Genomic DNA, 15083 nt, shown 5'->3' on the forward strand with positions numbered 1-15083 from the left:
TCCTGATTATTTATGGGTGTGGCTAGCAGCACGATAAGCTTCAATCAGCTCGATAAAGTGATCAAACAACGGAGCAGCATCATGCGGCCCTGGGCTGGCTTCGGGGTGACCTTGGAAGCTGAACGCTGCTTTATCGGTGCGATGAATGCCTTGCAGCGAACCATCGAATAATGAAACGTGCGTAGTGCGCAGGTTAGCGGGTAATGTGGTTTCATCTACGGCGAAACCGTGGTTCTGCGCAGTGATCATGACGCAATCGGCATCTAAATCTTTAACTGGGTGGTTACCACCGTGGTGACCAAACTTCATTTTTACCGTTTTTGCGCCACTGGCCAGAGCCAGTAATTGATGACCTAGGCAGATACCAAATACGGGGATATCCGTTTCAAGGAAGCGCTTAATGGCTGTGATAGCATAATCACATGGTTCAGGATCCCCTGGCCCATTAGATAAGAAAATACCATCCGGATTCAGCTTCAGAACCTCTTCAGCAGGGGTTTGTGCCGGAACCACCGTCAGGCGGCAACCGCGGTCTACCAACATGCGCAGGATATTGCGCTTCACACCATAGTCGTAAGCCACAACGTGGAAGGGTAAATCTTCTGGCTGCTTCGCCGCAGGCAAATCATTCTCCAGCGTCCAACTGCCTTGTAGCCACTCGTAGCTATCTTTCGTGGTCACTTCTTTCGCTAAATCCATCCCTTTCAGGCCAGGGAATGCTTTTGCTTTTTCCAATGCTAAAGCGGCATCAGACAAGTCACCCACAATAATACAGCCGTTCTGCGCACCTTTTTCACGCAGCAACCGAGTCAGCTTACGAGTATCGATATCCGCAATCGCAACAATGTTGTGACGCTTGAGATACTCGGCTAAGCCTTCTTCATTACGGTAGTTGCTGGCAATTAATGGTAGGTCGCGAATAACCAGACCTTGGGCGTGTACTGCGGAGGATTCTTCATCAGAGGCATTAGTGCCGACATTGCCGATATGGGGATAAGTAAGAGTGACGATCTGGCGGGAGTAGGAAGGATCAGTGAGGATTTCTTGATAACCGGTCATCGACGTATTGAAGACCACTTCCCCCACTGCCGTACCCTCTGCCCCGATGGCCCGACCGTGAAATTGGGTTCCGTCTTCGAGAACCAATAGCGCTGACTTAATCAAAACACCCTCCAAGGAATAAACAGTCACATTATTTGCATATTAATTCACATCTAACGATCTAAATCAATGCAAAAACCGCCCTCAAAGCTAATTTTTGGCAAATTGGGCGCATTTTAATGATGAGTGATGCTCTTGTCTACTAATAGTGCCATTTTTTCTCTATTTTTTGCCGTTTTCATTAAAATAAGTGAGTTATCACGGCAAAATCACATACTAACTTTATAGAGTAATCGGTTGCGAGGGCCAATGGTTGGTAAATAGTGGTTCAGAAGGGCGAAAAGTACATATGCTTGCTTCATTTAGGAGATAAAAGGGGAAAACATCACTTAAAACACAATGTTTTGTAGCTAATAGACAAAAATTGGATTGAAAGTGGAAATTAAGTGACAAAATAAAAAAGGACAATAAAATATTGCCCTATTATCAAATGATTATGATAAAAACAACCACATCACTGGCTGTGCTTTACATCGTTAAAGTTCGTTCAAATTCAGGACATCACGCATATCAAACTGACCATTATCAAGCTTTGATACCCATATAGCGGACTTTACCGCACCATTGGCAAATGTCATGCGACTGGTCGCTTTATGGGTGATTTCAACACGCTCACCAATATCCGCAAACATCGCGGTATGCTCACCGACGATATCGCCAGCACGCACTGTCGCAAAGCCGATTGTACCAGGCTTACGCTCACCAGTATGGCCTTCACGACTATAAACAGCATGTTCTTTCAATGACCAACCGAGTGAGTCAGCAATCGCTTCCCCCATGGCTAATGCCGTACCTGAAGGCGCATCCACTTTATGCCGGTGGTGAGCTTCAATTATTTCGATATCGGTATAGTCACCCATCACTTTAGCTGCTTTTTCGAGCAACTTGAGCACAACATTAACCCCAACACTAAAGTTAGCCGCAAATACGATACCAATATCGGTTGCTGCCTCACGAATGGCTGCTTTACCGGCCTCATCGAAGCCCGTAGTGCCGATAACCATCGCTTTGCGATGTTGGCGACAAATGGCTAAATGCGCTAATGTGCCCTCTGGGCGAGTAAAATCGATCAACACATCAAAATGATCAATCACCTTGGATAAATCATCACTTACAGTAATACCTAACAAACCGGTTCCAGCCAGTTCACCCGCATCACTGCCTATTAGTGTGGAGCCTTCGCGTTCAACAGCAGCACCCAGTGCAACACCATCTGTATCGGTGATTGCTTGGATCAATTGCCGGCCCATACGGCCTCCAGCGCCAACAACAGCAATACGAATTGTTGATTCAGTCATGATTTCTCCTCATGTTGTGTCATCTACCCTGACAAGGGTTCAGATTAGCCGCCCACTATGGACTCCGCCAGTCTATTTAGTCTGTATTAGAAAAAAATGATATACGCTCGCGTTTATCAGCGAAACCACTTAAAGCCTTAAATATCGTTATTTAATCTTAGTCCGGCAGCATCTCATTCATCCCACGTCACTTTCAGAACGCTTGATCTGCTTGTTTGCCGTTAGTGCGCATATTCATTCAGTTATAGTGCAAGTTACGCTGTCATTTATTGCTGCTTATTCTGCCCATCACTGTGTTAGTTAGCCCTAGTCTTATTCGCCAACATGGCAAAATCGCCATTTTCACGATAAAAAAAAGCAGCCACTGCGGCTGCTTAGTATGGGTTAACGCATATATATCTGTGCTGAAAAGAATCAATCGATCTGTTTGATATCCACACGTAATTCTTTGGGAACTTCGAAGACGATGCTCTCTTCACGACCGCTGAGCTCAATAGAACCGCCGGCACCCAGTTCTTGCAAACGTGAAATCACTTGTTGCACCAAGATATCAGGAGCCGAGGCACCAGCCGTCACACCAATCCGCGCAGCGCCTGCTAGCCATGACTCTTGGATATCAGCAGCAGAGTCAATCAGGTAAGCTGATTTCCCCATTCGCTGAGCCAACTCAGCCAACCGGTTAGAGTTAGAAGAGTTTTTCGAGCCAACAACGAGTACCACATCGGTATCATTGGCTAGATTACGTACCGCTTCTTGCCGATTGGTTGTGGCATAGCAGATATCATCTTTGCGTGGACCAACAATCTTCGGAAAACGTTTATGCAGCGCATCAATAACGGCAGATGTATCATCAACGGACAAAGTCGTTTGTGTCATGAAACACAGATTATCTTCGTCTTTGACATTCAGAGCCCAAACATCCTCGGGTGACTCAACCAGATACATCCCCCCTTTCGGGTTGCTGTATTGCCCCATCGTGCCTTCGACTTCCGGATGACCCGCATGACCAATCAGGATAGCTTCTTTACCTTTACGGCTGGCGCGTGCAACTTCCATATGCACTTTAGTCACCAACGGACAGGTTGCATCAAACAACATCGTTAACTCACGTTCACGGGCTTCCGCACGAACTGCCTGTGAAACCCCGTGGGCAGAAAAAATCAGAATCGAACCATCAGGCACTTCAGAGATTTCTTCGATGAAAATAGCCCCACGTTCACGCAGACTATCAACCACATAACGGTTGTGTACCACTTCATGCCGCACATAAATGGGCGCGCCGTACATTTCAATCGCGCGTTCAACAATACTGATAGCCCGATCAACTCCGGCGCAAAAGCCTCGTGGATTAGCCAGCAATATCTGCATGGGCAGCCTCCTGTTGGGGGTCAATCTCCAGCACTTCAATTTCAAAGCTGACGATATGTCCTGCCAACGGGTGATTAAAATCAACAGTAATAGACTCTTCTGCAACCTCACGCACCACACCCGGCATTTCACTGCCATCGCGCGCGGTAAAGAGCATGATGGTGCCGGCATCCGGCACCCCTGTTAACGCAAAATCACGCTGAGTGAAATACTGAATCAGGTCAGGACTTTCTATGCCAAACGCATCTTCAGGTTGCAAGGTAAAAGTATGCTTATCACCCACTTTCAAGCCAATTAGCTGCTGCTCCAATGCATCGGATAGGCTGTTATCGCCTAGCCGAAATAGTGCAGGTTTCCCGTTAATATGGGTTGATTCCGCCGTTGAGCCATCTTCCAGCTTCAGAGTGAAGTGCACCAATACCGCACTGTTGTCTTGTACTTGAATACTTTGCACACCTTCAGACATATCACTCACCTTCTTTATCAATCGCCGTTTTATCAGCTGGGCTCAAGAAGCCTTCAAATATCACCAACGCAGCACCGATACAAATCGCGACATCGGCCAGATTGAACGTCGGGAAGTGCCAATTATTGACGTAGAAATCGATGAAATCGTTCACTGCGCCATGTACTAAACGGTCAAACAAATTCCCGAGAGCACCACCAATAATTAATGCATAAGCACAGTTTATCAGGCGTTGTTTAGCCGTGGAGCGGTACATCATCACCATCAATACAACTGAAATACCGATGGCAATCCCAGCAAAGAACCAGCGCTGCCAACCGCTTTTATCCGCAAGGAAGCTAAATGCCGCACCATAGTTTTGCGCATAGGTCAGATTGAAAAAAGGAATCAGTGGCATGGATTCATACAACGCAAAGTGGGTCATAACCCACTGTTTGCTGCCAAGATCCAAAATCACCACCAGTACCGCTAGCCATAGCCAACGCAATCCGGTCGAACAAATAGGCTTACTCATTAGGCAAACTTACGCTCTTCACCGTTACCGGCGACGTTAGTAACACAGCGACCACACAGTTCAGCATGTTCCGCCACCAAACCGACATCTTGGGTGTAATGCCAGCAACGTGGACACTTCTCACCGTCAGCCTTGTTAAAGGTAATTTTCAGACCGGTGATCAGCTCACTTTGCACGGCATCATCACCTGCTTGAGCATAATCTGCGACAGTCGCACCAGAAGTCAGCAACACAAAGCGCAGCTCATCTTGCAAGCTGTTCAAACGTGCCGCTAATTCAGGTTCGGCGTACAAAGTCACTGCGGCTTCTAACGAACCACCGATACGCTTATCGCTACGAGCCTGCTCTAATACTTTGTTGACTTCACCACGGACTTTCAGCAGCTCGGCCCAGAAAGTATCGTTCATGCCCTCAGTGCTCGCCAACCCGAACAAGCCGTCATACCATTCTTCAGTGAAAACATACTGCGGCCGCTCACCCGGCAGTTGATTCCAAATTTCGTCGGCCGTGAAGGACATGATAGGAGCCATCCAGCGAACCAAGGCTTCAGCAATATGGAATAACGCAGTTTGGCAGCTACGACGGGCAACGCTATCACTTTTCGCGGTGTACTGGCGGTCTTTGATGATATCCAGATAGAAAGAACCCATCTCAACCGAGCAGAACTGCATCAAACGTTGCACAACCAAATGGAAATCGTAATTTTCATATGCTTGCATGATCTCAGCTTGTGCCGCTTGAGCACGGCCTACCGCCCAGCGATCCACCACAACCATATCTTCTGGTTTCACCTGATGTACGGCAGGATCAAAGCCATTCAGGTTAGCCAGCAAGAAGCGTGCTGTATTACGAATACGGCGATAAGAGTCAGCAGAACGTTTTAGTATTTCATCAGAAACAGCAATTTCGCCGGTGTAATCGGTCGAAGCGACCCACAGACGCAGGATGTCACCACCCAACTTGTTCATGACATCTTGCGGGCTAATGGTGTTCCCGATGGATTTGGACATTTTGCGCCCTTGACCATCAACGGTGAACCCATGAGTCAACACTTGACGATAAGGCGCTTTGCCCTTCATCGCAGTCGCAATCATCAGTGATGACATAAACCAGCCGCGGTGCTGGTCAGAACCTTCCAAATACATATCTGGGCTATGACCATTAAACTCAGGGCGCACATCAACCACAGAAGAATGGGTTGAACCAGAGTCAAACCACACGTCTAAGGTATCTGGTACCTTAATGTAATCGGCTGCATCAGCCCCTAAGATCTCAGCAGGATCAAGATCCCACCACGCTTGGATGCCGTCTTGCTCAACACGTTTGGCGACTGCTTCCATCAATTCAGTACTACGTGGGTGCAGCATTTCAGTCTCTTTGTGCACAAACAGAGACATCGGTACGCCCCAAGTACGCTGACGCGAAATGCACCAATCTGGACGATTAGCGACCATCGTTTCAATACGTGCTTGGCCCCAATCAGGGATCCACTGAACACCTTTAATTTCTTCCAGTGACTGCTTACGCAAGCCTTTCTGGTCCATGCTGATGAACCATTGTGGCGTGGCGCGGAAAATAATTGGCGTTTTGTGGCGCCAGCAGCATGGGTAGCTGTGCACCAGTTTCTCCACTTTCAGTAAAGCGCCTTTTTCACGCAGCAGTTCAACGATCACATCATTAGCTTTAAAGACAAATAGGCCATCAAGTGTTGGGTAAGTGCCCGCCAAATAGCAACCATTTGGCCCCACTGGATTGGCAACTTCCAAACCGTATTTTTGACCGATAACAAAGTCATCAGGGCCGTGGCCTGGTGCAGTATGGACGGCACCTGTACCCGCATCCAATGTGACGTGGTCGCCTAAAATTGCGGGGACATCGAAGCCCATAAACGGATGAGAAAAACGCAGTAATTCAAGATCAGCGCCTTTACAGCTACCTAAAACGGTCCATTCAGCGATACCGGCGCGTTTCATGACGCTCTCAACCAGATCTTCCGCCAGAATCAGACATTCGCCTTCAACCTGCACCAACTGATAGATATATTCAGCATTCAGTGAGATGGCGCGGTTAGCGGGCAACGTCCACGGAGTAGTCGTCCAGATAACCAGAGATATCGGGCCATTGGCTTGAGTGGTACCAAATTTTGCGCTCACTGCGGCGGTATCAACGGCGTTAAAACGCACATCAATAGAAGGTGAGGTTTTGTCGTAATATTCAACTTCAGCTTCAGCCAATGACGAACCGCAATCGGTACACCAATGCACTGGCTTCGCGCCTTTGTGCAGGTGGCCGTTATCAATGATTTTGCTTAACGCACGAATGATATTGGCTTCAGTTTTGAAATCCATCGTCAGATAAGGATGGTCCCAATCGCCTAAAACGCCCAAACGGATAAAGTCCGCCTTCTGGCCTTCAACTTGCTCAGCGGCATATTTACGGCAGGCTGTACGGAATTCAGCAGCGCTGACTTTCTCACCCGGCTTACCAATTAACTGCTCAACTTTTAACTCGATAGGCAAACCATGGCAGTCCCAACCTGGAATATAAGGTGAGTCGTAGCCAGCCATTCCTTTCGACTTAATAATAATATCTTTGAGAATTTTGTTAACAGAGTGACCAATGTGAATGCTGCCGTTCGCATAAGGAGGGCCATCATGCAGAATAAAGGTCTTTTTACCTTTCTTGGCCGTACGAACAATCCCGTACAGATCCTGCTCATACCAACGTTTCAGCATGTCAGGTTCACGCTTAGCCAGATCGCCGCGCATCGGGAACCCTGTTTCAGGTAAATTCAGGGTATTCTTGTAGTCACTCATTAGATTCTCGGTTCCGTTTCGGCTAGAAATATTAAACCGGTGTCTTTAGCCCAAAAAATGTTCGGGCCGTCACCACATCATTGGCGATTTGCTGCTTCAGGGCATCGAGCGAAGCAAAACGCTGTTCATTGCGCAGTTTTGCGCGGAGCACCACATCGATATGACGCCCATAAAGATCCATTGTCACATCTAGCAGATGAACCTCGAGTTGCTGGCGAACACCGGCAACTGTAGGCCGAGTGCCAATATTGGCAACACCGGGTAATGGCTCTGGACCTAAGCCATAAACATCAACTGCATACACTCCTTTTACCGGAGCAACTAAACGTTTTAACGGCAAGTTTGCTGTAGGGAAACCAATCGTTCGCCCCAACTCATCACCGTGTACCACACGGCCAGAAATACTGTACGGGTGGCCTAACAGTGCCTCAGCCAACATGAGGTCATCGTCCTGAAGTGCCTGGCGAATCGCCGTGCTGCTAATGCGCAACCCGCCGTCACAGAAACTGTCAGTACTGATGACATCAAAACCAAACTCAGCACCGGCCTGCTGTAGCAGATGAAAATCCCCTTGGCGTTCTGCACCAAAACGGAAATCATCACCAACAGTTAAAAACTTAACACCCAACTTCTCGACCAGCAACTGAGCAACAAATGCTTGCGCAGTATTCGCTGCAAAACGCGGATCAAATTTAACGCACAATAAATAGTCAACACCCGCTTCGGCCAGATATCGGGCCTTATCACGCAAACGCGTCAGTCGTGCTGGTGCTTTGTCCGCTGCAAACAATTCCAGTGGTTGCGGTTCAAATATCATGACCATAACAGGTAGCCCTAAACGCTGACCTTCGCGCTTTAGCTGCTCCAATAAGGCTTGATGCCCGCGATGGACACCATCAAAGTTACCGATAGTTAACACGCAACCATGGTGGCGTGCCCGGATATTATGTATACCGCGAATTAGCTCCATAGCTGGCTCAAAACAGTGGAAATCGCCGGATTATACCTTGTACAGCGGTTAAGGTTAACCCGCGATTGGCACCTTTAGTCGAAAGTCATACCATTTTGCCAATTATATGCAGGTAAAATCCCTTTTACTGACTTTATCCTGTAGAATACGTTCGCCGTTGAATACAGAAGCAGGCTGAGATTTTTACAAGAACCACCGTCGAATCCCTTCGAGGCAGTGAACTGTGGAATTTTCTTTCGAAAGACTGTATTCCACAGCGCGAAGCTGGTAAAATCCCGCTCCATCACAACGTAGCAAGTGCCGCCCGTACAAACGGCGCTTATTTGCACAAATCCATTGACAAACGAAGGCTAAAAGGGCATATTCCTCGGCCTTTGAATTGTCCTCAATAGAATATATTTGGGAGTTGGACCTTGGCTAATATCAAATCAGCTAAGAAACGCGCCGTACAGTCTGAGAAACGCCGCAAGCATAACGCTAGCCGTCGCTCAATGGTGCGTACCTTCATTAAGAAGGTGTATGCGGCAATTGCAGCTGGCGATAAAGACGCAGCGCAAAAAGCATTTAATGAAATGCAACCAATCGTGGATCGTCAGTCCTGTAAAGGTCTGATCCACAAAAACAAAGCAGCACGTCATAAGTCAAACTTAGTCGCGCAAATCAACGCAATGCAGTAATTGCTTTACATTGATTGCTTGTAAAAAGACCGGCCTAGGCCGGTTTTTTTATGCCTGTCATTAGGTGTCATCACAAGGAATGCGCTGCACTATCGTCAGTAGAACCGTACGTCAGTAGAGCCTTCAATAGAGCAATAATCCTCGCGAAAAATTGCTTATATCTTCATCGTACACTACCCAAGCAAGCGTTTAGCCACTAAAAAGTGCTGAGAAATCTTTATTGCATACCCGTTGAACGGCTGGATGCTGGATCATTCGTTCTGCAAAAATCACGTAATACTCTTCTTGCACATTGTCTAAACGGCCAATTTCTACAATTCGCTCATCTTTGGCATAGGTATCAGCAGCATAAATTGTTGGCGCGACAAAAATGGCATCATTGTAGATAGCGAAAGCGTTCATCAGCGCGGCATCATCGAACTCCCCCAAAATCTCTACTTGTAGCCCTTTGCTATTAATCCAATTCAATAATTTTCGCCCAAGCATTGAACGACGCCCTGGAACCAGCAAGCGCTTTTGCTGCAAGCACGCAGGGAAAGGCAAATCAGGGACAGGCTGGCGACAATAAAAACTTACGCTACATTCGCCGAGTTTTACTGAGAACAACCCTTCTTGTTGACTGGAATCAACAGGACAATCCGACACAATCATATCCAGCTTATGCTGGCTCAATTGCTCAAGAAGTAATTCGTGAGTCGATTCAAAACAGCGTAAATGAATCTTTTCATTATCAACTACCGCGGTTTCTAGCACCTGACTCACCAAACGCTTGGATAATGCATCAGCGACACCCACATCGAAAAGTAGGTTAGATTCTTTGCGATAGTTAACAATATCGAGCATTTCATGGCTCAGCATGAACATTTTATCGGCATAACGAAAAACCAACTGCCCCAGTTCAGAAGGCACTAACCCACGCCCTTGCCGCTTAAACAGTTTACCGCCCAACCTCTCTTCCAATGCCTTTATTTGACCGGTAATGGTTTGTGGCGTTAGGAATAATGCGCCTGCGGCACCCACAACAGATCCTTCTTTGCAGACCTGCCAGAAATAGTAAAGATGGTTAAAATTGATGTGTGATACTCGCATGTCGTTATCTCCTTAACATATCGCGAAGCCAGATATAGGGCCAAATGCACGATAAAACATTCCTTGTTTTAGGCTTCACAAACTGTGAGCCAGGAATTCCATCAAGTAAAACTGCCGGTGCCTTTGCCTGACACCGGCAACGTCAAAATACTAAGCTAGTCAGACAGCTTTTTGTTTGTGGGTAAGGCCAAACGCAATAAACTGTAACCGACGACCGCCGCTGCAGTCGAACCTAGCAATATGCCCAATTTCGAATACTTTGTCAGAGCAATATCTGCGTCACCAAAGGCGAGTGAGGCAATAAATATCGACATAGTAAAGCCGATACCACAGAGTACTGATACCGCAAAGATCTGCTTAAAGTTTATCGCATCAGGCAGTTTAGCAATCCCTAACTTAACCGCTAACCAACTAAAGACGAAAATGCCCAGTGGTTTGCCCACAAACAGAGCGCTCGCAATCCCCAACGGTAGCAACGACGTCAAACCAGAGAAAGAGACGCCTTGCAGCGATACACCGGCGTTAGCAAATGCAAAAATGGGCAGAATCAAATAGGCGACCCACGGATGCAAGCCATGTTCCAGAGATTCTGAAGGTGAACGCTTATCTTTGGTATGCAGCGGTATCATAAAGCCAACAATCACACCCGCTAAGGTCGCATGTACACCAGATTTAAGAATGCACACCCACAGCACTAACCCTACTAGCAAATAGGCTGATGTTTTCCCAACACCACGCCAGTTCATATACCCCAACAGTGCAATAGCCGCCGCTGCGATCCCCAAAGCCTGTACTGAAACTTCATGGGTGTAGAACAGCGCAATAATAATGATGACGCCGAGATCATCAATAATCGCCAGTGCCAGTAAAAAGACTTTCAGGCTCGTTGGGACTCTATTCCCCAGCAGCGCCATCACCCCAAGAGCAAAAGCAATATCCGTTGCCGCTGGAATTGCCCAACCTTGGCGAGTCACTTCATCGGCCCCATTAAACATTAAATAAATCAAGGCTGGTGCCAACATGCCGCCTAACGCAGCAATCGCAGGGAAGACAGCTTTATCGCGCCCCGCCAAAGAACCTTCCATCAGTTCGCGCTTAACTTCTAGTCCTACAACCAGAAAGAACACCGCCATTAAGCCATCATTAATCCACAACAACAGTGGTTTACTGATATCCAACGATGCGATCTTGACGGATACGGGTACATCAAGAAATGATTGATAAATCCCTTGCAACTGAGTGTTAGCCATTATTAAGGCGACGACAGCGGCAAAGATTAAAATCAGCCCCCCCGCGGCCTCTTGGCGCAAAAATTGACGAATCATATTTGTCACAATGAATACTCCTTACATCGGACAGAAAAAAAGCCAGAAAAGCTGGCAAATAATTTATAAATTCTAGGCTAATTATTAACTCGTAAAAAGTCGTTTTTATAGCAACAAACACTCGGAATAACCGAGCAATAGATTCTATTGATCACATTTATAGGGAAAAGTCAGCTCGTCTTGTGGAATGCAAGGTTGTAACTCATAGGATAGCTCTTGGAGCCGAAGGAAAACTAATTTGATATAGGAAAAAAAGCCCATACATCACTGTTATGGGCTTAATGAAACTAGCAACATTCTACGTGGTCATCTCCCTATCATTAACGAGCTACTGCTTCGACAATCGTTAAGTAAGTGCCGGTATCGATGATGCGGTTTATTTTTAAGTCAGCATCTGCAAGCAGCCCTTTCAACTCATCTTCTGTGCGTTCCCTCCCACCATCAAAGCTCGCTAACATCAGAATATCCATACTTTTACCGAAATGAGGTTTGTTATCTTCTTGAATAAGAGTGTCCATGATCAACACTTTGCCATTAGGCCGCATAGCCTTACGGCAACAACGAAGTATTTCTGTTGCTTTCTCATCTGGCCAATCATGAACAATATATTTCAGCATATAAATGTCAGCCGGTGGGCATGACTCGAAGAAACTACCCGGCTGAAGTTCCCAGCGCGAATCATCCCCAAGTTCACCAAGACGAGCTCTGGCCAAAACAGGATCCCTATCAAATAAAATACCATGGAGTGTTGGATTCGCCTGTAACACTCTAAGCAGCAATCCTCCCATTCCCCCAGCCACATCAACCACTGTCGCATTTTTTGGGAAATCGTAACTACGCACCAAACAAGGATTTTCCACTTCTGACATTGACGACATGCCGGCGTGGAAATCATTTTCGTCGGTGTGATTCTCGGGCCGTGACCAATACTCGAAGAACGATGTGTTAAAGATTTTCTTAAAGGCAGAGTGACCACGAACACTTTCAGTAATAATGCCCGTAGGGCGCCAAAATGTTTCATCAGTTAACATCATTGCGGCTGCACGCAACGAATAGGGAGAGGACTTACACAGACATTCGGCCGCAGGAGTGAGAGCAAATTGCTGCCCCTCAATTTCCTTGAAGACATCCCTAGTAGTTAGGAGCCGCATTATCCGATGTAGCGGGAGTGCCTCTACACCCAATTCCTTTGCAAGTTCCTTCGCTGTTTTTGGCCCACTTAGAAGATGATCAGCCACACCTAGAACCGCCACAGCACGAAGTGACGCCTGATAACTGTAACCCATGATTAAGTCCATTAAGTACAATGCTGCTGTTTCATTTTCATGCGCAAAATTCTTATTAATTACCATTATAATAATACCTCAACTTGAATATTAAATAAGCGTGATAATCGATAATGCAAACATAGGACTTCCCTGTTAACGTAAGTACAGGAAAAGATATGTTCGGCACATAATTATTACTCGAATAAAAAACAACTCAAATTAATATTAATTATAATGATTAATTGATTGTGTGTTTTTATTTACATTAATGCATCAGTATTTTAATTGTAATTAAAAAAACAAAAGATAGTAACTCAAGCTGATGATTTAACTGATAAAATATTTCACAAAATCAATTAACAACAAATCAGATAATTAGCAAGCTCATAAACACTCACCTTGTCACCTATAAATAATAATGAATAAAATTATTACTACATCAATTAATTGAAAAATAAATAACGATATAATCACAAAACTGTATTATATGAAAACCAAGTGATATTTAACCAGATGAAATCAATTAATTACAAATAAATGGTATGAAAATTAGATCTAATCTAACGTTATTATTCAATAAAATTACTCTATTAAGAATGAAATGAAGTTGCCAAATATTTCCTATTCACCCTTTTCACAGAGTCATTTATCATCAAATATGATTTGTCACTAATGCCATTGCATTGCATGAGCTACTGTCGTACACAGTGGCAAGAGATCATGACAAGCAACGTTTTTGAATTCATTTTATCCTTAGCGTAAATAGTCAATATCGACTATAAAGCACAATGCCGATCAACCTAGGATCTATGGACTAATCCTAAATTGACCGGCATCGTATTTTTACTGGCCTAATCCGTATTTTGATTAAGCTATTCGTTGGCGGATTAATTCTAACGAGTCAAATCGTCGAAGAATTTTTTCACACCATCTAGAAAGCTTTTAGAGCGGGGGCTATTTTTCTCACCCGCAGCACCCACAAAACTTTCTTCAAGTTCACGTAGCAATTGTTTCTGCTTTTCACTCAGATGAACAGGTGTTTCCACGACAACGCGACAAAGCAAGTCACCTTGACTCCCGCCACGTACGGATTTAACACCTTTACCGCGCATACGGAATAATTTACCCGTTTGAGTTTCTGCTGGTACTTTCAGCTTAACGCGGCCATCCAGTGTTGGTACTTCAATCTCGCCACCCAAGGCTGCCATTGCGAAGTTAATTGGCACTTCACAATACAAGTTATTGCCTTCACGCTCGAATATTGGGTGCGCTTTGACTTGTACTTGAACGTATAAATCGCCTGCTGGTGCACCGTGCTCACCGGCTTCACCTTCGCCCGATAAGCGAATGCGGTCACCGGTATCAACGCCTGCTGGGATCTTAACCGACAGTGTTTTTGACTTCTCAACTCGGCCATGCCCATGGCACTTGTTACACGGGTCTTTAATGATCTGACCGCTACCATGGCAAGTAGGACATGCCTGCTGAACGGTAAAGAACCCTTGGCGCATATGTACCTGACCGGCACCACGACAAGTAGAACATGTGACTGGCGAACTACCTGGTTTTGCACCGCTGCCATGACAAACATCACACTCGTTCAGTGTAGGGATGCGGATTTCTTTGGTGACACCGCGTACGGCTTCTTCCAAAGTCAGATCCATGTTGTAACGTAGATCCGAACCACGAGATGCACGCTGACGGCGTCCACCACCAAAAATATCCCCGAAAACGTCGCCAAAGATATCGCTAAAATCAGCACCACCGCCACCGAAACCACCGCCCCCCATACCACCTTGTTCGAAGGCAGCATGGCCATACTGATCGTATGCGGCACGTTTTTGTGGGTCAGTCAGAATTTCGTAGGCTTCTTTAACTTCCTTGAAGTTCTCACCGGTATCGTTCTCGTCCTGATTACGGTCCGGATGATACTTTACTGCCAGGCGTTTATAGGCCTTTTTGATCTCACGTTCATCGGCGTCCTTTTTAACGCCCAAAACCTCGTAATAATCTCGCTTCGCCATTCTCTTTTTTTCCTACCCTTAACATGCGTGCACGGGCGTAGAGTTTCCTCGACGCCCGTGCTGGTTTCCAGCAACAGTAAGGCCTACCACTGCTGTGCCCGCTTAAG

General features: G+C 46.1%; 12 protein-coding genes. 1 reads left to right on the forward strand and 11 read right to left on the reverse strand.

Annotated features, from left to right (window positions below; genetic code table 11):
• Positions 1–6 precede the first annotated feature (6 nt).
• From carA to ribF, 7 genes are all read right to left on the reverse strand, one after another.
• Positions 7–1164 carry a glutamine-hydrolyzing carbamoyl-phosphate synthase small subunit gene (gene carA, locus DA391_RS18930; RefSeq protein ID WP_050080181.1) on the reverse strand — a complete coding sequence of 386 codons (1158 nt, stop codon included), beginning with the start codon at positions 1162–1164 and terminating at the stop codon, positions 7–9.
• A gap of 473 nt (positions 1165–1637) precedes the next feature.
• On the reverse strand, positions 1638–2459 hold the full coding sequence (dapB, locus tag DA391_RS18935; protein ID WP_050080179.1) for a 4-hydroxy-tetrahydrodipicolinate reductase: 822 nt from the start codon (positions 2457–2459) through the stop codon (positions 1638–1640).
• 414 nt (positions 2460–2873) lie between these two features.
• Positions 2874–3827, reverse strand: coding sequence for a 4-hydroxy-3-methylbut-2-enyl diphosphate reductase (ispH, locus tag DA391_RS18940; protein WP_050080178.1), 954 nt, complete (start codon positions 3825–3827; stop codon positions 2874–2876).
• Entirely contained in the window at positions 3808–4293 is a 486-nt protein-coding gene (fkpB, locus tag DA391_RS18945) for an FKBP-type peptidyl-prolyl cis-trans isomerase (protein WP_050080176.1), read from the reverse strand. Before fkpB ends, ispH begins: the two co-directional genes overlap by 20 nt.
• Before the next feature lies 1 nt (position 4294).
• Positions 4295–4807, reverse strand: coding sequence for a signal peptidase II (gene lspA, locus DA391_RS18950; RefSeq protein ID WP_019211134.1), 513 nt, complete (start codon positions 4805–4807; stop codon positions 4295–4297).
• On the reverse strand, positions 4807–7623 hold the full coding sequence (ileS, locus tag DA391_RS18955; RefSeq protein ID WP_108088070.1) for an isoleucine--tRNA ligase: 2817 nt from the start codon (positions 7621–7623) through the stop codon (positions 4807–4809). Before ileS ends, lspA begins: the two co-directional genes overlap by 1 nt.
• A 31-nt stretch (positions 7624–7654) precedes the next feature.
• Positions 7655–8593, reverse strand: a complete 939-nt coding sequence (gene ribF, locus DA391_RS18960; RefSeq protein WP_050080174.1) for a bifunctional riboflavin kinase/FAD synthetase — start codon at positions 8591–8593, stop codon at positions 7655–7657.
• A 413-nt stretch (positions 8594–9006) separates the two neighbouring features.
• Between ribF and rpsT the strand changes: the two genes are divergently transcribed.
• Positions 9007–9270 carry a 30S ribosomal protein S20 gene (gene rpsT, locus DA391_RS18975; protein WP_002220715.1) on the forward strand — a complete coding sequence of 88 codons (264 nt, stop codon included), beginning with the start codon at positions 9007–9009 and terminating at the stop codon, positions 9268–9270.
• Positions 9271–9459: 189 nt separating this feature from the next.
• Here rpsT and nhaR read toward each other — a convergent pair whose 3' ends face one another.
• The 4 genes from nhaR to dnaJ form a co-directional block, all read right to left on the reverse strand.
• A complete protein-coding gene (gene nhaR / locus DA391_RS18980) occupies positions 9460–10359 on the reverse strand; it encodes a transcriptional activator NhaR (RefSeq protein WP_049604846.1) in 900 nt (299 codons plus the stop codon).
• Between the two features lie 155 nt (positions 10360–10514).
• Positions 10515–11693: a Na+/H+ antiporter NhaA gene (gene nhaA / locus DA391_RS18985; protein WP_050872479.1), complete on the reverse strand. Its 1179-nt coding sequence runs from the start codon at positions 11691–11693 to the stop codon at positions 10515–10517.
• Between the two features lie 311 nt (positions 11694–12004).
• Positions 12005–13036 carry a methyltransferase gene (locus tag DA391_RS18990; RefSeq protein ID WP_050080172.1) on the reverse strand — a complete coding sequence of 344 codons (1032 nt, stop codon included), beginning with the start codon at positions 13034–13036 and terminating at the stop codon, positions 12005–12007.
• 809 nt (positions 13037–13845) lie between these two features.
• A complete protein-coding gene (gene dnaJ / locus DA391_RS18995; RefSeq protein ID WP_019211140.1) occupies positions 13846–14976 on the reverse strand; it encodes a molecular chaperone DnaJ in 1131 nt (376 codons plus the stop codon).
• Positions 14977–15083 lie beyond the last annotated feature (107 nt).

It is taken from the genome of Yersinia massiliensis, assembly GCF_003048255.1.
Taxonomy (GTDB): domain Bacteria; phylum Pseudomonadota; class Gammaproteobacteria; order Enterobacterales; family Enterobacteriaceae; genus Yersinia; species Yersinia massiliensis_A.